Annotated in this window: 14 protein-coding genes; 4 read left to right on the forward strand and 10 right to left on the reverse strand. The window is 50.4% G+C overall.

Annotated elements, in window-relative coordinates; translation table 11 throughout:
* Window positions 1-52: 52 nt before the first annotated feature.
* Window positions 53-3178 carry a DUF2309 domain-containing protein gene (locus ACN0YN_RS21020; protein ID WP_417386983.1) on the reverse strand — a complete coding sequence of 1042 codons (3126 nt, stop codon included), beginning with the start codon at window positions 3176-3178 and terminating at the stop codon, window positions 53-55.
* A gap of 952 nt (window positions 3179-4130) precedes the next feature.
* Here ACN0YN_RS21020 and ACN0YN_RS21025 point away from each other — a divergent pair.
* Window positions 4131-4796, forward strand: a complete 666-nt coding sequence (locus ACN0YN_RS21025; protein WP_417386984.1) for a carbonic anhydrase — start codon at window positions 4131-4133, stop codon at window positions 4794-4796.
* A gap of 202 nt (window positions 4797-4998) precedes the next feature.
* On the opposite strand, the gene ACN0YN_RS21030 is transcribed toward ACN0YN_RS21025, so the two are convergent.
* The 5 genes from ACN0YN_RS21030 to ACN0YN_RS21050 are packed head-to-tail and all read right to left on the reverse strand — an operon-like array spanning window position 4999 to window position 10698.
* Window positions 4999-6663 carry a formylmethanofuran dehydrogenase subunit A gene (locus tag ACN0YN_RS21030; RefSeq protein ID WP_417386985.1) on the reverse strand — a complete coding sequence of 555 codons (1665 nt, stop codon included), beginning with the start codon at window positions 6661-6663 and terminating at the stop codon, window positions 4999-5001.
* Between the two features lie 58 nt (window positions 6664-6721).
* A complete protein-coding gene (locus ACN0YN_RS21035; RefSeq protein ID WP_417386986.1) occupies window positions 6722-6976 on the reverse strand; it encodes a zinc ribbon domain-containing protein in 255 nt (84 codons plus the stop codon).
* A 39-nt stretch (window positions 6977-7015) separates the two neighbouring features.
* Window positions 7016-7999: an ABC transporter permease gene (locus ACN0YN_RS21040; protein WP_417386987.1), complete on the reverse strand. Its 984-nt coding sequence runs from the start codon at window positions 7997-7999 to the stop codon at window positions 7016-7018.
* Window positions 8000-8045: 46 nt separating this feature from the next.
* Entirely contained in the window at window positions 8046-9578 is a 1533-nt protein-coding gene (locus tag ACN0YN_RS21045) for a sugar ABC transporter ATP-binding protein (protein ID WP_417386988.1), read from the reverse strand.
* Window positions 9571-10698 carry a sugar-binding protein gene (locus tag ACN0YN_RS21050; RefSeq protein ID WP_417386989.1) on the reverse strand — a complete coding sequence of 376 codons (1128 nt, stop codon included), beginning with the start codon at window positions 10696-10698 and terminating at the stop codon, window positions 9571-9573. The genes ACN0YN_RS21045 and ACN0YN_RS21050 overlap by 8 nt, the downstream gene beginning before the upstream one ends.
* 345 nt (window positions 10699-11043) lie before the next feature.
* Between ACN0YN_RS21050 and ACN0YN_RS21055 the strand changes: the two genes are divergently transcribed.
* Window positions 11044-13968, forward strand: coding sequence for a c-type cytochrome (locus ACN0YN_RS21055; protein WP_417386990.1), 2925 nt, complete (start codon window positions 11044-11046; stop codon window positions 13966-13968).
* A gap of 119 nt (window positions 13969-14087) precedes the next feature.
* Window positions 14088-15341, forward strand: coding sequence for a hypothetical protein (locus tag ACN0YN_RS21060; protein WP_417386991.1), 1254 nt, complete (start codon window positions 14088-14090; stop codon window positions 15339-15341).
* 43 nt (window positions 15342-15384) lie between these two features.
* On the opposite strand, the gene ACN0YN_RS21065 is transcribed toward ACN0YN_RS21060, so the two are convergent.
* From ACN0YN_RS21065 to ACN0YN_RS21075, 3 genes are all read right to left on the reverse strand, one after another.
* On the reverse strand, window positions 15385-18279 hold the full coding sequence (locus ACN0YN_RS21065) for a c-type cytochrome domain-containing protein (protein ID WP_417386992.1): 2895 nt from the start codon (window positions 18277-18279) through the stop codon (window positions 15385-15387).
* A 68-nt stretch (window positions 18280-18347) separates the two neighbouring features.
* Window positions 18348-20861 carry a DUF1549 domain-containing protein gene (locus ACN0YN_RS21070; RefSeq protein ID WP_417386993.1) on the reverse strand — a complete coding sequence of 838 codons (2514 nt, stop codon included), beginning with the start codon at window positions 20859-20861 and terminating at the stop codon, window positions 18348-18350.
* 160 nt (window positions 20862-21021) lie between these two features.
* Entirely contained in the window at window positions 21022-22398 is a 1377-nt protein-coding gene (locus ACN0YN_RS21075) for a DUF1501 domain-containing protein (protein WP_417386994.1), read from the reverse strand.
* A 235-nt stretch (window positions 22399-22633) separates the two neighbouring features.
* Here ACN0YN_RS21075 and ACN0YN_RS21080 point away from each other — a divergent pair, with 235 nt between their 5' ends.
* Window positions 22634-23362, forward strand: a complete 729-nt coding sequence (locus ACN0YN_RS21080; protein WP_417386995.1) for a helix-turn-helix domain-containing protein — start codon at window positions 22634-22636, stop codon at window positions 23360-23362.
* A gap of 22 nt (window positions 23363-23384) precedes the next feature.
* Here ACN0YN_RS21080 and ACN0YN_RS21085 read toward each other — a convergent pair whose 3' ends face one another.
* Window positions 23385-24872 carry a DUF1501 domain-containing protein gene (locus ACN0YN_RS21085; RefSeq protein ID WP_417386996.1) on the reverse strand — a complete coding sequence of 496 codons (1488 nt, stop codon included), beginning with the start codon at window positions 24870-24872 and terminating at the stop codon, window positions 23385-23387.
* Window positions 24873-24924 lie beyond the last annotated feature (52 nt).

Raw genomic sequence — 24924 nt, forward strand, 5'->3', positions numbered from 1 at the left:
GATATCTAATCCAAGGCTGAAGTAGTCATATTCTAGAAGTGTTTTTGAAACATCAGGACGAAGTCTGATGTTCTCGTATGGAAGCAAATCCGAGATGATCGCGCCAGCCTCGGTACCAGTGAATGGATGAGTCTATCGATGGGATTTCATCCGTTTCTGGTAAATAGGGTTGAAAGTGTCCCTGGTAATAGAGTTGGATCTGTGAAGTCTCAGCATCGAGAACTGCCAATTGTACCCAGTTCCCATGCACGAGTCGGGCAATAGCCTGGTTGTTGGAGATAATGCGTTTGATAGCATCGACGGTGGTTTCAATCACGAACAGCAGACGAACTGGTTCGTGAATCTCGACCATTTGCAAAGGCAGACCAGGACGCAGGTCGCTGGCGGCGCCATCCATCACACCCAGAAGAGAGGTAATGTTGTGCGCGAGCTTGGTACCACAACCATATCCAGTGGAATCGACATAGGAAAAATAATATTCCAGGTTGATCCCGGCACAGACGGGAATCACTGCCTGGAGCGTACGCTCCAGTATAGAACTGTCAGCGTCATCCAGTGTCGGATCATACGAGGTCAGAAACGCACGACGATCCAGAAACAGGCCACGATTCCACTGTCTACGTCCAACGAAGCATAAAGCATTAGTCGCATGCCCGTACTCCGGTCGCGTTTGAGACAGATCTTCCGCTCGGCCTTCCACATGCCTCAATGCCTCATTGACAGAAAGGGCGAGCTCTGCAGATTCAAATCGACGACAGCGTTCATGCGCACTGTGTGCTCGTGCTTTATTAAGATCTTTTTCCACCTTCTCGAATAATGTACGCTGTGAAACAGGAAGTCTGTCGAGATCGTACCAGGTAACGCTGTCATCACAGGTGTTGTGATAACACCCAATAAAGGTGGAATTATCCGGGATCATCAACTGACGATCGGCAAGAAGACGTCGCACACGGGGGTCATTCGCCATTTGTGCAAATGCGCGGGCATTAGGGCCACCACGTCCTCCACCACAGGCTCCACAGTCGTGGGCAGCTTCGTGTGGGTTATTTAAACTGGCAGATCCGTGACCGCAAATGACCACCAATGGTGAAAACAGCCTGGATTGAGAAAGTCCGATTGCCTTGAGAACGCCTTCGACAATGGCTGCCATTTCCTCTATGGAGTAGCCAAGTTGTACATTCTGAGATCCGGGCAGGGACTCAATTCTTTCCAGTCGTAACTGGGTACCGGGAGGCTGGACAATGCGGTTGAAGATTCGTCGTACCTGCGCAGTCAATCTGGGGAACAGAATTCGGGCCACCAGGGGAAAAGCCGCCAGTGATCCCAGGATCCCCGTGAAAAAGCCTCCGATAAAGGTTCGCGTTCCCACGTGTGCCTGATGAGTGGCTTGTCCAATCCGCCGCCTCGTCTCTGCCCGCCGCCGACTGACTTGCTCAAGGGAATACAGTGTCTCTTCCTGAACATAATGTGTCGGCTTGATATTCACAGGACAAAGAGGAGTGAAGTGCGCATCCGCCGCCCCACGGTAATACATGGCGACGCCGAAAAAACCCGCCACTCCAAATGTTTCACACTCGAGAGCAATTTCTTCGAGATGTCGCCGAAACGATTCTTCACGCTCATCAATACAACAGACCACCTGATAGGCAGGGGAAGCTGAGTTTGCAGGATCGGTTCGATCTGGTTGAGTTCGACGACGGGCTGAATGAGTCGCTACTGCATCAAGAGTTTCATTGCGATATTTTCTCTCAAATGCCAGGTGATAGATACGACGTCGTTCCAGGCTGGAAAATGATTCGATCTCATCAATCAAAGTCGACCACTGTACGTTGGACAGATGAAGCAGATCATTTGGGTTCCAGCCACGAACCTGTGCAAGCTGAAAGATCGTAAACGCACGTTGATTGATCTGGCAGGTTGTCTGTTTTTCTGTCTGGCTGAGAATATCGGTCCGCAGAGAATCCAGTTGCCCTGAGTATTCGTATGAATTCTGCATGACGTGCCCGATAACCAGTCTGTCAAGAATCAGACGGATTGCCAGGAACTCGATCAGGCTGCCAGCTGGTGCTGTGTGAGGCATCCATTCTGCGTTCGTTTCCATTTGCCAGATCATACCGGCCCAGCCGCGCAAGGCTAATAACGACTTGGAAATATATTCTTCCTGCTCGTCTTCCTTGATTCCCAGCAGAGAAAGTGATTCAGCGATAGATTCAAGAGGACCAGTTCCTGAAGTGTCCAGTCTCTGAATTTCTCTGTTTAACTCTTCCAGTTCAATAGCAGGACTGATTTTCGAATCGGCATACAGCTCAAAAAAAGCACGATAAAATCCCTGGTTTCGCTGAGGGAGAGACCAGGAACTGATTCCCTGGTCGAGAAACGCCGCGCAGAATCGAATCAAGACATCGTGAACAATCAGGTCTGTATCTATATCGGAAACTCTTAATAAGAGGTCACGGTGCCTGAGTGGTTGGGGGGTGTGAGAAGATGCTTTACTTATTTTTTGTGCTCCGGCATAACAGACGCGCCAGAGAAAATGCAAAACAAAAGTTTCCCATTTTCGGTCATCCCATTTTTCGATCGATGTTTTTCCAAACTGATCAAACAGGCCATTCAAGATCTGTTCGGCTTCCTGTTTATTGTCACTGTCTCCATTTAGAAACTCACGCATGATCCAGTGGCGCGTGGTGGTAATAGTCCGCTCCCGGACCGTCTGATCGACTTCCTCCCGGAAATGACGCAGGGCATCAGTTTGAGCAATGAACCAGCGCAGTTCTGATACAGGACCTGAGTGAAGTGGAAACTGTAACATCGCCAGACGGAGTGCATAACGTGTTCCAAAGCCACCGATCAAAATGCCGGAACTCTCGCCAAGGTCGTCCAGTAAAACAGCTTCGAGGTCTTTGATGCGAATTCGTTCGTTATCCAGTTTTTTCCGGTATCGATCTTCTGACAAAAAAGGATGGCATCCGAATGTTCGACCACCTTCGACCACACCTTTTTCAAATGGCAGGTCTTCAAATGCATGTAGCGTATTGTGGTGCACAAAGACGGTAATAGGTCCCTGCGCAGGTAATATGTGAGCGGAATGCTCAATCAAATGTTTGAGGTCTGTCGTTTTGTCATTTGTGACAGTGTGTTTGCTATGTTCGTCAGTATGATGATTGGCGGATTGATTCATTATTTTTCACAGAAAAAAAGTTCAAAGATCCGAAATACACGCGGGGATTCAAATCAATATCAGTCTTAACTGATTGAATTCAAAACAACGCGATTGTCCAGATTCACCGCATAATCATGCAGTGAGGCCAGACACTTCAATCAGGGCAGGAGAAAAGAAATCATGACAAAGCAGTATCATGAATGAGCACGGTACAATGAATGTACTAGCAGTTCTCACGTTTTGGAGGCGCGCGCGAACAATCCGGGCCATGTGAGACTGACGTGGGGATGAGTGTCAGTTTCAGGTGCAGGAAATCAACTGGCTGGACAGGATAAGAATCGAATGTCACAGTCCTGAAGAGATGGGAAGAGAAATCCCATTTCTTCACCTTTGCATAGGACTCAGTTTCTTCAATTTTCTCGAAAGGCTGTTCGACTGGAATGTCCCGTGGCTCTTCCTGAGAGACCAGAGTCAACGCAGTGCTGAAGGAAACCCCAATAAAAAGAAATTGTAAAACAAAGAGTTTCATCAAAGGGTCCTGCAGAATGGTGTCGAGCAGCAGAATTCGTTTCTGCTTATTTGTTCAGATGTTTTGAGGGGACACCAGACTGACAAAATGTAAGAACATATTAGAGCGCGTCAATATAATGTTTTCACAGGGTAACTGCAAGTTTGTTTTCTGTGATTCTGAAATGATCGTAGCCTGATTCAGGTAGATGTATCTGGGGGTTTTAAATTATGATTGGCTCAATTACTGTGGTCATACACAGGCGGTTGCTCACCCTCTGAAGTCGGAAATGAGTGAGGAAGTCAGCTCAGGTCTGTCGCATCAAAAAGGGGCATTATTCGCCCTTGTACACAGTCGTTGAGTGTAATATTGTTCTGATGGAAATCATCAGACTTGTATTCAGGTCATTTCGATGTCTGTTAGACATTAACTGATAATATATAGAGAATTGGGAGTAGGTGGATGCAAAAATTAGTTGATGGAATTCATGAATTTCAACGGAATTACTTCAGCCAGGATCAGAAGTTATTTGAAACGCTTGCAGATGGTCAAAACCCACTGGCTCTCTTTATTACCTGCTCGGATTCAAGAATCAATCCGAATTATCTGACACAAACCAAGCCCGGGGAATTATTCATCTTGCGAACGGCAGGAAATATAGTCCCGTCATATGGAACCGTTCACGGTGGCGAAGCGGCGACGATTGAGTATGCAGTCAGTGCCTTGAAGGTGAAAGATATTATCATTTGTGGACACTCTCATTGTGGTGCGATGGCGGGTTTGCTCGACCCGAATCTTGTGCAAGAGATGCCTGCTGTAAAGTCTTATCTGGAACATGCGGAATCGACTCGTCGAATCGTAAATGAAAACTATTCTCATCTTACTGATCCACAAAAGCGTCTTATTCTGACTGTTGAAGAAAATGTTCTGGTTCAAATAAAGAGCTTGAAAACCCATCCATCGGTTGCCGCTGCTGTCAGTCGTGGAGAATTGAAACTGCATGCCTGGGTTTATAAATTTGAAACAGGCGAGGTATACAATTTTAATCCAGATGTAGGACAGTATGTTCCCCTTGGAAATGTAGCGATTTCCGATGTGAATATGGATCACACGTTGCCTCCTATTTAGGCTGTGTCCCGTCTTACCTTAGCGTCTCCAAGGCCATTTGCATCAAGTACAATCGAATGAAAGATGCTATGGTTTATTGTGATGTGCGCCAGCTTTGATTCAAAAGCTGTATCTGCTGCATTTAAAAACATGGTATGAAATGAAAAAGCATTCTCAGCTAATTTATGAGAATGCTTTTTTTGTCTCCGTAAAACTTTTCGAATTAAAGTTGTCGGCAATTGATTTCTTCGGCCTGGGGAACTTCCTGGCTGTCGATCTGGTAGTTTCGGAAGCGAATCGAATAGTTCTCGTTGAACCAGCTTTCGATGTGCGGGAGAAATTCCTGGTCAAAGTCGGGAGATGTATAATAAGTCTTACCAAACGCATGAGCCTGGATCTCTCCGTCCGAGACAACCTGTTGGCCATCTTTATAGACCCAGCGGGGGCGTTCGAACATCTCCTGTCGATTCTGCTGCGGAGCATAGATGGTGATGTCTGCATGAGCGCCGACACCCAGGTGACCTTTCTCTTTCATACCCAGCACCCGGGCAGGAGCGGCACGCGTGATAATGGCGATCTCATACAGTGAATATTCCCGTTCGATATTAGCCAGTACGCTGCGTTCACGAATTGCTTCGGGCATCTGAGACAGGAATTCCTGCCGGAAGCTGCGGTCCATCAGCAGATAGATGATTTCCGGATAATGATAAAAGGCACCTCCATTGGGATGGTCGCTGGTCATGATCACCCGCCACGGATCTTCCATCAGCAGATACCACTCCAGCGCAATTGCCCATTGCACTGCGTTGATCAGGCTCTTCTGTGGCCGGTATTCGATGGGAATGACGCCGCAACTGCTCTCCAGTTCGCAGTCGGCGGTGTACCATTTATTCCGATTGATGTTATGCAGAAACTGACTGAAAGGTGTATCGCCGGTCATGGAAAGCGTGGTGCCGGGATTGATGTGTCCCACGTCGACCGTGATGTTTTCATGTGAATTGACATAGTCGACCAGTTTCTGTGTGGCAGAGGAAAAACTGGTTGGATCATTGGGATCGCCGTCATAGGAGTGAAACTGGACGTGTGCCAGATGTCCGCGATGGCCTTCTAATGACTCCATTGTATTAAGGGTAGTTTCCCAGTTTCCGGGGATCCCCAGATTATTACAGTGGATGTGTACTGAGTGGGGTAATTGTAGACGGTCTGCAGTTCCGGCCAGTCCACGTACAATCTGTCGCGGTGTGACGCCGAAATTCTGAACGGGGGAATCCAGTTCTTTGATCGTCTTGCGGCTGATCTGCTTCCAGTCTTCGACGCCACCCGGGTTGACAATTTTAATTGTGTACCCTTTGGCGGATTCCAGTAACCAGGCGCAGTAAGCGTCGAGGGCATTCTGATCCTGATTCCGCAGATGCTTCATCACAAAGTGATTATTGCCAAACAGCAGGTAGAAGCCTTTATCCAGAATCGGCGTGTCCTGCAGTTCTTCATGAGCATGGCGGGCATGCAACCCGGGAATCGCGGCATCCATGGCAGTCGTGTAGCCAATGCTGGCAAACAGGTAGCCGGTGGCAAACGTACTGGGAACCACTCCGCCGGTTCCGGAGCGGGTGTGTTCGCCGCGATAGATGGGAGGCGCCGTCCGTTTCAGATCCGGCGTCATTTTGCGACCCGCGTTGACTTTGGGACCGGCGATATGGCAGTGCATATCGATCCCGCCCGGCATCACGACGTACCCGGTGGCATCCAGAGTTTTTCCCGTGAACGAATCTGCGTCAAGGGGACGCTCAATGATCTTACCGTCCTGAATCCACAGGTCACGGACTTCGCCGTTGACTCCATTCGCTGGATCGTAAATCGTTCCATTTTTAATACGAGACAGAGACACAGGAAACTTTCAATGTAGCTGAGGATTCAATCGAGGAGCGCGTTCACAGGCAGGTAAATCAGTGGCGGCAGCAGTTGGAGCGACCACAGCCTGGATCAGCCATGGGGAGTTGGGATTTCTTATTTGAACTTTCCCCTTTAAATAACAGTCCTCCTGAAATCAGGCGTTCTACCGGCGCCGATTCCGGAGTGCCGTTCAAGGGAAGGTTTGCTTTCTGGCAAACTTCACCCCAGGTCTGAAATGATTCAGACATCCGATGGCTGACTTCTACCGTTTTGCCGTTTGCTTCACAGAAATATTCATAAGTAATCATGGTTGGGAATCCATAAATGATCTGACTGGTTTATTCAAATTACAAACCGGACTGCTCGCTGGACCTGCGAAATTGTGCATAACGTTTCACCAGCTCATCGGTAATCACGCCGACTAAAATCACTGCGCCAATGATAGCAAATTCCAGTTGAGAGGGAATCCCCAGCATGGTTATTGAATTCCGAAGAACCCGCATCAGTGCCGCCCCGATGACAACTCCGAGAATACTGCCTTCTCCCCCCCGGATGCTGCAGCCTCCCAGTACGGCAGCTGCAATCGCATATAATTCATAAAAGTTTCCAATTCCTTCGGGCTGAACGGAATTGATGTCCAGTGCAAACAAAACCCCGCCAACACCGGCCAGAAAGGAACAGATTACATAGGCCATGATCACCGTGCGATCGGTATTAATACCGGAATAGCGCGCTGCAGCCTCGTTGTTTCCGATGGCTTTAAGATACCGGCCAAAGATGGTTTTATTCAGAAAAAAGGCGGCGATCAAAGCCACACCGATCATGATCAGGAAGGGAACGGGCAGTCTGAATCCCTCCAGAATCGGAATGCTGATTTTACCCGTCGCCAGATAACGCAGATTTTCGTGAGTGGAACCGAAACCCTGTGTCTGGTCTTCGGTAATCCCCCGGGCGATCCCACGATAGATGAGCAACCCGCATAAGGTGACAATAAACGGTTGCAGTTTCAATTTTGTAATCAGTAAGCCATGCGCCAATCCGATTACAATCGAGAGCACCGCTGAAAAAATTAAAGCAAGGGGGACTGGTACATCCATTTCCATGATCATGTAAGGGAGCAGGCTGCCTACCAGGCAGATCACCGAGCCGATCGACAGGTCGATTCCGCCGGAAATAATGACAAACGCCACACCGATACTGATGATCCCAAACAGAGAAGTGAGCCGAAACACATTCTGCATGTTATAGGCGGAGATAAAATGCTCGTTCGAGGCAGCTGTCACGATGCACACGAAAATCAATAAGATTAAAATGCCCAGAATTTTCTTCATGATTCGATTTCTTTAGCGCGGTGATTTCCTGGTCTGTTGATTCATTTCAATTTGTCACTGTTTCACTGGTTTGCCCTGTCGCCAGTTGCATAATCGCTTCTTCACTGAGTTGCTCGCGTGTCAGTTCACCTGTCAGCTGGCCTTCATGCATCACCAGGACCCGGTCCGAAATTCCGCGAATTTCTTCCAGGTCGCTACTGACAAACAGCACAGCCATTCCACTGGCTGCCAGTCTATTCATCAGCAGATAGATTTCTTCCTTGGCACCGATGTCGACGCCCCGTGTCGGTTCATCGAGTAACAGAACGCTCGGGTTCATGGCCATCCATTTTCCAAGGACCACCTTCTGCTGATTTCCGCCAGATAAAAACTGGACGATCTGTCGATCACTGGGCGTTTTGATCTTCATGGCGTCGATCATCTCACTTGAAATCGACTGTTCCCGGGCAAAGTCAATATGCCCCAGTCGCCCCTGGTCACGGGACAGACTTGCCAGACTCATGTTCTCGCGGACTGCCATCTGTAGAATTAACCCCTGCAGTTTTCGGTCTTCCGGAACCAGAGCCAGGCCGGCCTTGATCGCGTCTTGTGGGGAATGGATTTGAACCTCTAGACCGTTGATACAGATTGATCCGTTCACTGGCGCATCAATGCCGAACAGGACCTGCAGCAGTTCTGTTCTCCCAGCTCCCACCAGCCCTGAAATGCCTACGATTTCGCTGCGCCTGAGTGTGAAGCTGATCGGGTGAGAAGGGTTTGCAGGTGTACGCAGCTGTTTGACTTCGAGAATCACCTCGCCCGGTTCATGTGGTGTATGTGGGAAAAACTGGGAGACATTACGGCCGACCATCATCTGCACCATACGATCATGCGATATCGAAGCCCGATCCAGTTCGCCCGCATTTTCTCCATCGCGAAGCACTACGACGCGATCAGCCAGATCCTTGACCTCCCCCAGTCGGTGTGAGATATAAATGATACTCACGCCCTGCGCTTTCAAATCATGAATCACTGAGAACAGTGCTTCTGATTCATGGAGGGAGAGAGAAGAGGTCGGTTCGTCCATAATCAGGATACGGGCATTGATCGACAATGCCTTGGCAATCTCGACCATCTGCTGTTGCCCGACCGTGAGGTCTCCCACCAGCGTATGCGCAGAAAGATTCAAGCCAACACGTTTCAGAAGCTTTTCCGCTTCGCTACAGGTTTGCCTGTGATCAATCATCCCCCATCTGCCCGGTTCGCGGCCCAGGAAGATATTGGCGGCAATATCGAGGTTTTCACACAGGTTCAGTTCCTGGTGAATCAGCGCGATTCCCAGATCGAGTGCGTCATCCACTTTAGACAGGGAAATCGGTTTCCCTTCCAACGACAGCTTACCGGTATCCGGTTCCTGAACTCCTGCGAGGATTTTCATCAGGGTACTCTTGCCTGCACCGTTCTCGCCGATGACAGCCAGCAGCTCTCCCTGATTCAGAGTCAGGCTGACCCGGTGTAATGCTTTGACACCGGGAAACTGTTTTGAAATGTGATTGACTTCCAGCAGCGGTGTCGAGTGAGCCGATTCGGTGCTACTCATTCGACTTTGAAACCTTCTCTTTCTCTGGCGAGTCACTTTCTTTCCCGGCGGGAATTTCAATCGTCTCGCTTTTCGTTTCTACTGGTACTTTCTGCTTAATATCCCCCGTCAGTTTCTTCAGCTCGTCCCAGAACTCGTTCACATTTTCTTTTGTGATTTTTCGGGCCGGGATGTGAATGATTTTATTTTCGGGAATCACAGACTTGTCGCCATTCGCCAGGGCATTCAGTACACGAACTGATTCATAGCCGTACTGATAAGGGTTCTGCACGACGGTTCCCACGACGGTCCCATCGATGATCCCCTGCAGGCTGGCTGGTTCTTCATCAAAGGAAACAATTTTAATTTCGTCAAGTTTACCCGCATCACGGACCGCTTCCAGACAGAGCGGAGGATTGTAAGCGAACAGGCCGACCATGCATTTCAGATTCGGGTATTTGGCGATGGCGTCCTGCGCATTGGCTTTCCCCTGGGGGAAGTCAAAATCATCGGTTCGTGTATCGAGAATGGTATATTTTTCGTTCTTGATGACCTGGCCGGGTTCATCGTAACGAGTGTTGTCATCCGAACGTCCCATGACTTCGTCAATGACACCCTGTCGCCGCAGGCGGGCATTGACCTGTCCCAGACGTCCCACAAACAGCATGATCTCTCCACCTTCGGGCAGCGCTTCCTTGACCAGTTCACCGCACATCCGGCCGGCCTTGTAGTTATCCATGCCGATGTAACATTCACGGGGACTGTCAGGGGCATCGGAATCCTGTGTGATCAGAATCGAATTGTCTGCGATTTCTTTTAACAGGTCATTCTGGTTGGCGGGGTCAATCGGACTGATGGCGATGCCGTCAATACCTTGCGCCAAAAGTTCCTGAACCATTCTTTTCTGGTCGGTCACTCCCTGGGGAGGCATGCGGACTTCGACATTGACGTCCAGATCCTCACCGGCTTGTTCTGCCCCTTTTTCTGCTATGACCCAGAATGAGGCAATACCATTGGTCACATACGCCACATCGTTTTTCTGGTTGCCTCCACCTTTATTACAGCCTGTGGAGAGGAGAGAAATACTAAAGATTGTTGCAAAAAGGCTGCAACTCCGAATCAATTCGCGACAGGTTTTCAAGTGAGGCTCCTTGGTTTATTGTGCGTAAGATCAGCTCAAAAAATTGAGAAGAATATGATGTAAGACTCCATTATATGATGCAATGATTTCGTAGAAATATCGAGTTCGCCTGCAGGAAATCAAAAAATAAAAATGAATAGAGACGAGTTTTCAATGGATAAACCAGCTGTTATGATGGAAGGATCGTTCTATTTTAACTGCTGATATCAGTTATCTGAAACCTTCCCGTGTTGTTGATCTGTTCTACAGAGTTGCCGACAGGCTGCTTTCGATCCAGTTGACAATACCACAATTCCGTCCAACTGCAATTCTATTTCCAATTGATCACGAATCAGGGGCAGCTACATGATTCAAGCATTTCAATCTCTGTGTTTTGCGATAGGCGCAATTCTTGTTTCTCAGGCACTGATGGCCGCTGAAACAGTGGAGTCAGCATCAACCCAGGTCTGGACATTTCAGAATCAGGAACACGGCTGGACTGCTTACGCCCAATGTAAACTCTCGGTCAAAGACAATCTGCTACAGGTGGACAGTACCGGAAAAGATCCCCACTTCGGTCGCGAGGTGAAATCTGCAGCCGGCTGGAAACAGGTGAAATTAAAACTGCGGGCCGACTTTCCATTGAAGGGAGAGGTCTATTGGAAAACAGAGAAAAATAACAGCTATGCCGATTCCCGCTGTGAGCGATTTGATTTAAAGAAGAGAAATCCAGACTGGCAGGAACTGTCATTTGTCTTTTACGCCGATTCCGAAATGACGGGCCTCAGAATTGATCCGGCCAGTCGCGAAGGATTGATCGAAGTTGAATCGATCTCACTGGGCGATACCGAAGCACCCCCTTCTGCCACAGCCACTCCCGCCGACCAGATCAAGCTGCTTAAAGACTTCAAGGTCGAGTTACTGTATTCGGTTCCTACTGAAGTTCAGGGGTCGTGGGTCAGTATGACCATCGATCCCAAAGGGCGGCTTATCACTTCAGATCAATACGGGGATCTGTATCGCATCACGCCAGCGAAGATTGGTTCCAAAACCAATGACACTCAGGTAGAGAAACTCAAGGTTGATATGGGCATGGCACACGGACTGCTATATGCCTTTGACAGTCTCTATGCCGTTGTGAATGGCGGTAAGGAACGACCTTCGGGACTCTATCGACTCAAAGATACCAACGGCGACGACCAGTTTGACGAAGTGAAATTCCTGCGAGAAATCAAGGGGGGCGGGGAACATGGTCCCCATGCCATCATTCTTTCTCCCGATAAAAAATCATTGTATATTGCTGCCGGAAATCACACTGCTCTGCCCGATCCAGAAAAGTCACTGGTTCCCCGCAACTGGAGTGAGGACCTGCTGCTGCAACGCCTGTGGGATGCCCGTGGACATGCCGCCGGTAAACTGGCGCCGGGGGGCTGGATCTGTCGCACCGATCCGGAAGGCAAAGAATTCGAAATCGTGAGTACCGGCTTCCGGAATGAATACGACATTGCCTTCAATCCTGAAGGAGAGTTGTTTACTTATGATGCCGATATGGAATGGGATGTCGGATCTCCCTGGTATCGTCCTACGCGAGTCAATCATGTCACCAGTGGCAGTGAATTCGGCTGGCGTTCCGGGACAGGGAAATGGCCCGAGTATTATCCCGACAGTCTGCCGGCAGTCGTGAATATCGGTCAAGGCTCACCGACCGGGATTATTTTTGGTACCGGCGCGAAGTTTCCAGCGAAATATCAAGATGCGTTATTTATTTCCGACTGGAGCTACGGAATTATTTACGCCGTCCATCTGAAGCCACAGGGAGCTTCTTATGTCGCGACGTACGAAAAATTTGCTTCCGCTACGCCTCTGCCCGTGACCGATCTGGTAATCAGTCCGGTCGACGGTGCATTTTATTTTACGATTGGTGGTCGTCGAACACAGTCTGGACTGTATCGCATTACTTACACAGGCGACGAATCGACGGCTCCGGCAGAACCCAGTCCGGATGCGCTCGCCGGTCTGCGGGAATTACGCCGTGATCTGGAGGAACTGCATGGGCAGAAAAATGAAACGATCGTTTATTCTGTCTGGCCTTATCTCGGGCACGAAGATCGACATATCCGTTTCGCTGCCCGGATTGCCCTTGAACATCAGCCTGTCGAACAGTGGCAGAACTGTGTGCTGCTGGAAAAAGATCCCACGACGTTGATTACCGGCGGTATCGCGCTGGCTCGTAATGGGAGCCCTGCATTTAAAACACCACTCATAAACGTCTTGAAAAACCTGGACTGGAATAAACTCACAGACACACAAAAAATGGATCTGCTGCGGTTGTACCAACTGGTGTTTGTCCGGATGGGAGGCCCGACAGAGAAGGAGCGTCTGGATGTGCTGGCACAAATCAACAAAGCTTATCCCGCTGCCAATTCATTTATGAATCGTGAATTAAGCCGGGTGCTGGTTTATCTGAATGCTCCCAAGGTAATTGAACGGACTCTGGAACTGCAGGACAAAGCACTCACCCAGGAAGAACAGATTCATTATGCGAAAGTGCTCATGAATCTGACGACAGGCTGGAATGACAAACTGCGGAAGAAATACTTCGAATGGTATCTCAAGTCGACGGCCCATAAAGGGGGAATGTCGTTCAATAAATTCCTGGTCAATATTCGGGCCGAGGCAATTAAGAACCTGTCCGAAGCAGAAAAAGAAATGCTGAAACCGGTTCTCGAAGTCAATCTCGAAAAAGCAGAACCGGTTGCAGAAGGACCGCCACGCTCATTTGTCAGGAAGTGGACCGTGGACGAATTGCTCAATGCTGAGAAGAGTGATCATACAAAACGAAACTTCGAACAGGGACGCAAGATGTTTGCTGCTGCCACCTGTTTCAAATGTCATCGCTTTGCCGGAGAAGGGGGAACGATCGGCCCCGATCTGACCGGTGCAGGGGGGCGGTTTAATGCTCAGAACCTGTTGGAGTCAATCATTGAACCTTCTAAGGTTATTTCAGATCAGTATGCTTCGACCATGTTCGTCCTGGACGATGGTCGTGTTGTGAATGGTCGCGTGATCAATCTCAGTGGTAAGAATCTGATGGTGCTCACAGATATGGCCAATCCCAGTAAACTGACTTCGATCGACCGGGATACGGTTGAAGAAATGCTGCCTTCCAAGTCATCGATGATGCCGACGGGACTCATCGATACACTCACGAAGGAAGAAGCACTCGATCTGCTCGCCTTCTTACGATCCGGTGGAGATCCTAAGCATCCCCTGTTTCAGAAGAAGGACTAACTCCAGACAAAGTCGTGTTTAGGCGGCTCTGTTTTAAGGCTGGATTGAGAGCATTCTGATCTTGAGATCAATTACCTGGCTCCGAAAGAGGATTAACTGAAACGATGAAGAATCTCAGGATGATGACTCGCAGAGACTGGCTCGCCAGTGTCGCTGCCGCGTATGGGGGTATTTCGCAGAGTGTGAACGCGGCCCCTGCAAAGCCGGTTGAAACGAAAACGGTTGCCGCGGTTGTATCCATTTATGAACGCAAAACTCATGCTGATGTGCTGATTGGGAAAATTCTGGAAGGCTGGAAGCAGGATAGCGGGACAGGGCCGGCGTTAAAGCTGGCTTCACTGTACGTTGACCAGGTTTCCAATCTGGATCTGTCCCGTCAAATGGCCGAGAAATATAACGTGCCGATTTTTGATACGATCGAAAAAGCGGTCACTGTGGGGACGGATCGGATTCCCGTTGATGGCGTGATCAGCATCGGCGAGCATGGCGAATATCCTATTAATGCCAAAGGGCAGCAGCTCTATCCGCGTCGTCGTTTTTTTAAAGAGATTACCGATACCTTTCAGAAATACCAGCGTGTGGTCCCTGTCTTTAACGACAAGCATCCGGGACCCGTCTGGGCTGATGCAAAATGGATGTATGATCGTGCTCAGGAAATGAAGGTCCCCTTCATGGCCGGCTCATCGCTTCCCCTGACACAGCGGAAACCCGAGTTGAACCTGCCTCTGGGATCTGACATCGAAGCCGCGGTAGGAATCGGTTATTCAGAACTCGACCGGTATGGCTTTCATGCTCTTGAGTGTTTTCAATGTCTGGTAGAACGACGACAGGGAGCAGAAAGTGGAGTGGAGTGGGTTCAGTATTTAGATGGGGACGCCATGTGGAACGTCCTCGATGAGGGCCTCGTTTCCCCGGATCTCTTCAATGCCGCACTGGCAGCGGTGCCAAAGGTACGGCAGGGGGATGTCCGAGATGACCCGGACGCCGGGCTGTTTCTATTCCGGTACAACGATGGGTTTCTGGGAGCATTGTTCATGCTGCAGTCGGTGAATCGTACTTCAGTGGCGCTCAAGCTCAAGGGGCAGACGAAACCTGTCGCGACTCAGTTTGAAGAACGAACCGAACCTGCACATCCTCACTTTGCGTATCTGTTGAAGGGGATCGAACGCATGATTCACACGGGGCGTCCCAGCTACCCCGTCGAACGGACCCTGTTAACCACTGGGATTCTCGACCGGGCTCTGACATCACGTTTTCAGGACGGTAAAAAACTGAAAACTCCCGAATTGGCGATTCGTTATCAACCCGTCGACTATCCCCACGCACCCCTGCCGGATTTGAGCACAAACCCCTCGCAGCCTTTAGTCAGATAAAGCAGTTGCGAAGTCGCTTCGTTCCGCTCTCACTCCGTGTGATTTAATTCGGTTTCGCAGCCAGCTTGTCTTTGTGTTTGACGTGCAGCAGAACCGGAATGGAGGTCTGATTACCATCCTGATCCGCTCGCAGATGAAACAGCCTGGTTGTCTCAGGAACCCACTTGGCTGCAGTCAGGTAAAAGGTTCGTTCGTTCTGATTGTCCAGCAACAAAAGTCCGTTCAGACCGATATTATCCACATAGACACCGTGCGGCAGGTTTCGTCCTGCATATTCACGACCAAAGCCGACGACTCCCTGATGACCATTTCGCAAGAGCAGAACCCGGGCTGAAATTGTCTCTCCGGGATGGATTGTCAGTTCAATGGGCTGAGCGGGGATCTCAGCGATGTTGTCACCGGCGACGTCCAGTTTGTCGGTATCCATCGTCACCATACGGATAATCACTTTAGGCTTTTCAAGTCGTTTGATTTGTCCCAGTGAATTCACAGGGTGTGTGACTTCTTTACCGCCAATCTTTGCAGTCGCAGAAACGGAAACCGATTGATAGCGACTGTCATCAGGCTGCGGTGCCACCAGGGGGCCTGAAGTTTCGGGGACAGGATCCGCGGAGACCACGCCGTAGGCCCGGTCGTGACCGGCCTGGATGATGATCGGGCTGGTGACATGGAATCCGGCAGGGACATCGGTAATATCAACACGGATCGGACCGTTAAACCCGTCGATGCGATCAGCGACGACTTCGATTTCTTTGCCACTCCCGGCGTTGATCTTGGGGTTAGCCCCTTTTAATGTCACTTTGAAGTCCGGCCGACGGGGGCGAACCGTCAGGTCGTAATGAAAATCTTTCCCCTGAAAACCACGAACATCAGAGACGCGTACGTAATAGACGCCGTCTTGGGGAGCTTTGAAGATCAGTCTTGAGTCATCCCCCAGTTCGCGTCTGCCGTCGTCATTGTTTTCATAATAAATGGTGAAGACGGGCAGACCATTCGGCGGCAGTTCGGTGCCTACGGGATGCGGCTCGACGATATAGCAGGGCTCATGCAGCGCGTGGGTGATGGGGCTGGTTCCGAAATAGGTGTAGCGTTTACCGCCACTGCCCGGATAGACGTTGAAACCGGAATCGGGACCACGCGGGTAGAGCCAGAGTTTGACCACTTCCCCGTTGCAGTACAGATACTCGTTCAACTCCATTTCCTGCCAGTTCTGAATGCGGAAATCGTTGACGATGTTCGAATCTTTTCCACGGAAGGTGAAATAGGAATCTCGGACGGCTCGCAGTAAAACGCGGGGGATCTGCTTGCCTTCCGCATCGAGGACTTCGATTTTGGAATCGAGTTTGGATTTTTTGCGGGCTGCATTTGTCTCGATGAGCCATTCCTGGCCGGCTTTGGATTCGAAACGATACAGATCCAGATCGGGCTGCCCTGGCTTGTCAGAGGAGATGACTCCACTGACAACGACAGCAGATGTATTCAGCTTAGTCGCATCGACCGGCTGATTGTTGGGCTCCTGTTCTTTGAGCGTGACGAGTTTTGCCGCCTGATCAACTGGAACTGTTTCCTTTTTGGTTGCAGCGATTGTGTTCTGTGTTCTCTGAGAAGGAGCAAGCTGCTTTGGTAATTCAATTTTCTCAATCAGCCCGTTGTTGTAACCGACCAGAGTTTCTCTGGAATCAGCAGAGAAGACTACGGAGGTCGGAAGTGCCGGCAGATTTTCCTGTACATTCAATAATATTAACTGATTTGCATCCCAGATTTTCAACGACTGATCATCGGAAATGGAGGCCAGCAGTTTACCATCAGGAGAGTAAGCAATCTGTGTAACCGGGTTTTCATGGGCGAAGCGGGCATAGATCAACGGATTGATTTTTGCAGAGGTTCGAGAGATAAATCGCCACTTGCGAATCCGGTTATCAGCTCCTGCAGCGAGAATAAAATTACCGTCCGGGCTGAACGTGACAGAGTATTGTTCCTTGAGAGGCTGGCTGAGTGTGTCCAGGCGTTTGCCGGTGGTGACCTGCCAGACTTTCACAGTGGCATCAGCCGAGGCACTCGCGAGTGTCGTACTGTCGGGACTGAACGCCAGATCGAAGATCGCACCGTTATGTCCGGTCAGAGATCGGACCTGTTTGCCGCTCGCGATATCCCAGAGAATGATGTTCTGATCATAGCTGCCCGTTGCCAGCCATTTTCTGTCGGGACTGATAGCAGCCGCATACAATACATCCTTGTGCCCCACGAACTCATGCAGTTTCTTTCCGGATTCCACCTCCCAGATCGCAGCCTGACCGAATAAACCGGTGGTGCCCGAAGAAGTAATCAGCCACTTGCCATCCGGGCTGAAACGGACAGAGTTCACCTTGCCAGGCAATCCCTTCCAGGTCTGATTGATTGTTTTCAGGTCGGGTGAGAGGAGCTTGACTTCTTCAAATCGGGCGATGGCAATCTGATTGATTTCAGGAGACCAGGCCAGTGATGTTACCGGCTTCTGAACCGATTTAGCGGGCGTAATGTCTGGTACAGTCAGCTCCATGCGGGCTGGTTCTTTACCGGAAGGGCCTTTAGCTCCCTGGTTCACCCATTCGACCAGCAGGGCAATTTCTGCGTCAGTCAGTTTTTCGCCGCTGTCTTCCGGCGGCATGATTGGTTTCGCTTCGCCTTTGATCATACGGACCAGTCGGCTGCTGCCGCTGTCGCCTGGTAAAACTGCCGGGCCATGCTTGCCCCCTTTGAGCAAACTCTGATATGAGTCAATCGCGAATTTTCCTTCCGGATCATCGACGCTGTGACAGCCTTCACAGTATTTACGGAACAGGGGGGCGATCTGTTTCGGGTAATCGATCTGCTTTTCTGCTGCAGACAGTGAGTCAGGTCGACTGGTCAGCAGGCAGAGCGAACAGAGCAGTATCAGTTTTGCAGGAAAGTTTGTCATCAGGGGCCTCAGGTCAGCGCTTTTATATAAGAATCTTAATTCGTATCTATGTCGGTTCAGTAAACGCTTTAATGGTTAAACAGAAACTCGCGACTGCTGAGCACGCCCCAGAACAGATCCTCCACCGCCTGGCGTTTTTCTGCAGGGGGAGTCTCCTGAAGGAGTTTCAACAGTTTGCGTTCTTCTTCGTCTGTCGGCTGGCGGGAAAGACAGAGCAGATAGATTTCGGAAATCAGTTCCTTGTCTGTTTTCTTCGCCTCCAGCATTTTCGTGACACGGCTGGATTTATCTTTGAGTTTGTTGTTGATCGTATCCCCATTGGAAATATGCAGGACCTGAACCATCGTCGGTTCTTCTGTCCGCTCGCAATCACAGGTAATCATCCTCTCGTTGCGACCAAACGTTTTCAGGAAGTACGAAATGACCGAGGAGTCGTACAACTGAATTGCCCGGGTTCCCTTGGGGTAGAAGTCGGTTTTCTGAGGGTTTGGCTCGTAATACATCGTGAATTCTGAAGGAACATCGGTCACCTGCGAAATTGCATCCAGGAGAACTTCCGCCATCATGCGACGGGGATAGTAGCGGGAATAAAAGCGTTTCTCATCCTTGTTCTCGGGGAGAGGCTGACTGCTGCGCTGATAAGCGGCGGATTGCAGAATGACTTTCATCAATGCTTTCAGATCGAAATCGTGGTCGACCAGGTAGCCGGAAGCGGCAGCTAACAGTTCTTCATTGCTGGCCGGATTGGATTCCCGCATGTCATCGACGGCTTCCACCAGGCCGACGCCGAAGTAATTCGCCCAGACACGATTGGTAATCGCGCGGCTGAAAAAGTGGTTGTCTCTGGAAGTCAGCCATTCAGCTAAATAGACGCGGCGGTCTTCCGGGGAATTAATGTCAATCGGCGTCCCATCCAGGGGGGTCGGCGGTTGTGGTTTGCCTGTGAGGGGTTGTACCAGATCCCCTTCGGTGGCGACAAACAGGGTGCGAATGCCATCGCCGGCACTTTGTGCCCCGCCCCAACCTTTGGCACGAACACGGGAGAAAAAGTTTGCCATCGCGTAATACTGGTTGTTGGTCCATTTTTCGAGGGGATGGTTGTGACATTTGGCACAGCCAATCGAGAGACCCAGGAAAGCCTGACTGACATTTTCCGTCATCGATTCCGGATCCTGGTGGATGGCGTAAAAGTTGGTGGCACCATTTTCAATACTACTGCCCTGGGAGGTGATCAGTTCGCGTACCATTTCATCCCAGGGGGTATTCTGTTTCACATGCTCGCGAATCCAGCCATGATAGGCTTTCACCGGCTCCGGTCTGATCAGGGCACCATTCACCAGCAGCAGGTCCGACCACTTGTAAGTCCAGTAATCGATAAATTCAGGACGTTCCAGCAGGCGATCGATCAACTGGTTGCGTTTGTCTGGAGTCTGATCTATGACAAAAGTCTGAACTTCTTCCGGAGTGGGCAGAGTGCCGATGGTATCGACATACGCCCGGCGGATGAAGTCGGCATCATTCGACTGGGGAGAAGGGGGCAGGTTCAGGCGTTGTAACTGTTTGATGACCAGTTCATCGATGAAATTGTTTTGTGGCGACTTTGCATAGATTTCAGGAGCAATCTCCTGAGGATAGGGCGAGGTGATTTTTGAGATGGCGATTTTACTGGAATAGTTGCAGACGATGGCCCCTTCGCCGTATCCGGTGACTTTGATCGTGCCCTCTGCATCGACCGAAGCCACACTTTCATTCACTGATGAGAAGCTGGTCCAGCGCGTCACATCGCGGACTGACTGATCGGAATAATGAGCCTGTACGAGAATATGCTGTGTCTGTCCCTTGGTCAGAATCGAGCGTCCCGGTAAAACTTCCAGCCGTTCAATCACAGGATCAGCTTTCTCTGGTGCGGCGGCTCCCTGTGCAATCCATTCTGAGAGAATACGGTACTCGGGAGAATCGGTTTCGAAACGCACACCCCCTTTGTGGGGAACGGCTCCGGTCGGTTTGATCAAAACCAGGCTGCGAGCTGGATCGGAGAGTTCAATCCGTCTGCCCCGCGACTGTTTGACGATGGTGTAATAATCGCCGAAGACGTCGTAGGCTTTGAGGGAGAGCCGAAATCCCCCTTTGCCGGCGAGTGCGCCGTGACAGGGCCCCGAGTTACAGCCCGCTTTGGTTAAGATCGGTTGCACATCATTTCGGAAACTCCATTGATGGGGGATTTCGATTCCGGTGACAGTAACGGTGCTCTTGGCTTCCTGATCACCGGAACGGGCGGTGATCACAGCCGTTCCATTGCCGACTGGTACCAGAGTCGTTCCGTTGATTTTTACGACTGCCGGATTATTCGAAGTCAGGCTGACTTTGTCAGTGACCGGTCCGGAGATTTCTCCTTCGGTTTTCTGCTGAAGCAACAGATCGTGGCGCGCTTCTCTGTTATTCAGTAGAACCTGTTCCGGCAGGAGAACGATTGTTTTACCAGTTTCTGCGGCAGAACTGGATTTCAGAGTCGGACTGAAACTGAACATTGCCAGCAGGCAGGTCAGAATACTGAATCGGTTTATTCGTTTCGCGTAAGACATTGAGCACTTCTCTTTATGAAATTAAATGAAGTCGCGTGAGGAATCGAGGGATGTTATGCAGGTGTTTGAAGCAGGCGCAACGCGTCTGTTTCTTTTACGATTCGAATCATCGTGTTATTTATTTATCATCAGCATGAGTGATCAGCTGATTCAGGATCGCTTAAAACAGCTCGCGGATTTCATGCTTACCCACATCCACAATCGGGAAGGGGCGGCCTGAAGGACCGGGGAGTACCGTATGCAGATCAAAGCCGAGGCTGTGATACACGGTTGCCGCCAGATCTCCGGGGGAGACTGGCCGATCAGCGGGAACTCCGCCGATGGGATCACTGCTGCCGACAACACGTCCCCCCTGCACCCCGCCACCGGCAAAGTAACAGGTGAAACATTGAGGCCAGTGGTCCCGGCCTCCCGCAGGATTGACTTTCGGCGTTCTACCGAATTCCGCCACATTGCAGACCAGTGTTTCATCCAGCATACCTCGATCGTACAAGTCTTCGACCAGGGCGCTGTAAGCCTGGTCATACATCGGGGCCACAATGTTTTTCATGCCTTCAATCGAAGTGAAGGGTTTGGAACCGTGGATATCCCAGGTGATTTCATTAAAGACGGTCAGGAACGTATTAATGGTGACAAAGCGTACGCCGGACTCGACGAGCCGTCTTGACAGCAGGCAGCATTGTCCGAACCGGTTCATCCCGTAACGCTCGCGTACCTTTTTGGGCTCTTTTGAAAGATCGAAGGCTTCGCGGGCTTCTTTACTGGTCATCAGACGGTAGGCGGAGTGGAAGTTTCCATTCAGCAGCTTTGCATCTTCCGTGGATTCAAAGTAGTCGATGGTGTCATCCACGACTTCGCGGATTTTCTTGCGTCGTTCCAGGCGCGCCGTGCCGATTTCTTTGGGAGGCAGCATATCGGGAACTTTGAAATTCGGTTGGGAGGGATCAGCCATTAACGCGAATGGATCGTGTGCTTTTCCCAGGAAGCCACCCGCCTGACCGTTGGGAAGATTTCCACCGCCCCGTCCCATGGTTTCGGGGAGGACTACATTCGCGGGGAGATCCGTTTTGCGTCCGCGGAGATAATCAACGACCGAGCCGATGTGAGGGGTATTGATACCGCCCGTAAACAGGCGGCCGGTCTGCATCATCTGCCAGCCGGCATCGTGTACGGCGGCGGCGGTATGGTAGCAGGATCTCACCAGCGAAAACTTATCGGCGACTTTCGCATGCAGGGGGAGAATTTCGGAGATGTTGATTTCAGGGGATGCTGTGTCGATCGGCTTGAAGGGACCGCGAATTTCCGCCGGAGCATCCGGTTTCATATCGAAGGTGTCTAACTGGCTGGGGGCTCCCAGATTGAAGATCATGATGGCAGAACGGTTATCGTTCTTTTTATCCACCAGCCCTTTTTCTTTGGCTTCGAGATATTGGGGCAGCGAAAGGCCCATGGCGCCCAGCGTTCCCACCTGCAGAAAATCTCTGCGTGTCACGCCGTTACAGGTATGTGCCGTGCCTCGACCGGTAAACTTCAGCATAATGCACCCCAATCTTATGGATTTCAAGACAGAGTCAATCTCGCGATTGCCGACTCTGAATTGTGGTTCAATTTCGAAATTGAAAATAGACGAATGACTGTCTTCACTTAAGAAAACGCTGATTCGTTTATTTTCGCATATGGTAGACGCTCAGATCAATGTCGTCTTGTAGAAAACACGCATAAATTTGTATTATTTACGCATGTTCAATTCTCAGAAATTCCGTGATGATTTTTTGAAACGGCTGGATAATAAGCTCCATCTGGAAGAGTTGTTTAATTACATTCCCGATGCCTACTTTTTCGCGAAAGATGCCCAGGGGCGGTTTATCAATATCAGCCATACCTGGATGGACGTCCGCGCGATTCCTCGCGAAGAGGATATCATCGGTAAGACTGATTTTGACATTCATCCCAAAGATCTCGCTGAGCAGTACGTGGCGGAAGATCGACGCGTCATGGAGTCTGGCAGTCCATTGCCCAATCAGGTCTGGTTAATACCCGACCGGCACGGGAATCTCAAATGGTATCTGTGCAGTAAAATTCCTCTGTTTGGTGATGGTGGAAAAGTCATAGGTGTCGCGGGAGTTCTGCGTGATATCAAAGTGGCAGGCACGGAGTTTCAGTCGTACCAGGAACTGGATAAAGTGATTGCGTATGTGCTGGAACATTATCAGGAACGGATTCAGATTTCTGATCTGGCGGATCTGATGTATCTGTCTGTGAGTCAGTTTGATCGCAAATTTAAAAAGCTGTATCAGATCACACCTCAGAAATATATTCTGAGAGTGAGAATCAACGCTGCCTGCCAGTCTCTGACGCGAACCGAAAAACGGGTGTCTGAAATCGCGCTCGAATCGGGCTTTTATGACCAGAGTTATTTCACAAAACAGTTCGTGAACCTGATGGGGATTTCTCCTTCCGAGTATCGTAAAAAGTTCAAGTCGACTGAAACGATGTCTTAAAATCTTCTGAGAATTAACTGATTCAGGCAATGATGTCGTTGATGACGTGACCGCCTACATCGGTCAGACGGAAGCGACGACCGCTGTAAAGATAAGTCAGTTTTTCATGATCCATGCCCAGCAGTCTGAGGATGGTCGCGTGCAGGTCATTCACGTGGACCTTATTCTCTGCCGCTTTGAAGCCGATTTCATCCGTGGCGCCGTAGCTGGTTCCCGCCTTGACTCCACCCCCCGCCAGCCAGGTGGTGAATGCATGCGGATTGTGATCGCGTCCCGGCGTGGCGCCTTTCTGGGCGATGGGGAGCCGTCCGAATTCTCCGCCCCAGATCACCAGAGTTTCATTCAGCAGGCCCCGCGCTTCAAGGTCGGCCAGTAATGCGGCGATGGGCTGATCGGTTTCTTCCGCAAAGCCACTGTGATTCCCTTTGATATCAGAGTGACCGTCCCAGCTGCGCTGGTTCTCCATGCCACCTGAGTAGATCTGCACAAAGCGGGTGCCGCGTTCGACCATGCGTCGGGCAATCAGACATTGTTTGGCAAAATGCTCACACTTCTTATTGCCAATGCCGTACTGTTCCTGGAGATGTTTCGGCTCCTGCGCAATATCGAGGGCTTCGGGAGCGGCACTCTGCATCCGGTAAGCCAGTTCGAAGCTTTCAATGCGGGCCGCCAGTTCCTGGTCACCATCGTTCTGCTGCAGATGCTGGCGATTCAGCGATTTCAACAGATCCAGTTGAGAACGCTGCCGCCCTTTTTCCGTGAGCACAGCGGGAGGCTGCAGATTATCAATGGGTTCGCCTGTGGGCCGCAAGTAAGTTCCCTGGTAAACGCTGGGCAGAAATCCGGCACCCCAGTTCAGGCTTTGACCTTTAGGCAGTCCACGTCCCAGCGGGTCTGACATCACAACAAAAGCAGGCAGACTGTTACTTTCAGAACCGAGGCCATAGGTGACCCACGATCCGACGCAGGGATATCCCATTTTGGGCAGGCCGCTATTCATCATAAACAGAGCAGGGCTGTGATTATTTGATTCTGTATGGCCTGAGTGGATGAACGCCATCTTGTCGACATGTTGAGCCATGTTCGGGAAGATCTCGGAGACCCATTTTCCGGATTCGCCATACTGTTTGAATTTGAAGGGACTTTTCATCAGCGGGCCGACCGAATTCTGGAAGAAGCCGGTTTTATTGTCGAAGCCTTCCAACGCTACGCCGTCCCGTTTTTCCAGTTCGGGTTTATAATCCCAGGTATCGACCTGGCTGGGACCGCCGTTGATAAACAGCCAGATCACCGCTTTGGCCTTCGCCGGGAAGTGAGTTGATTTGGGGGCCAGGGGATTGGTGGCCTGAATCGAAGGGGCTGCGGCTGACTGTTCCAGCACTCCCTCCTGCTGGAGGAGGCTGAGCAGCCCGAGTGTCCCCAGGCCGCTGCCTGCGCGCTTGAGTAACTGTCGTCGTGCCAGCAACTGGTTCAGTGAGATTGTCGGTAATTCGCTGGATGATGGTTTCATTTGAAAACCTCTCAGTAGGAAATACGTTTAGAAAACGGTTTCTTTAATTGTG

Origin of the sequence: Gimesia sp., assembly GCF_048260065.1 — a bacterium.
Lineage (GTDB): Bacteria > Planctomycetota > Planctomycetia > Planctomycetales > Planctomycetaceae > Gimesia.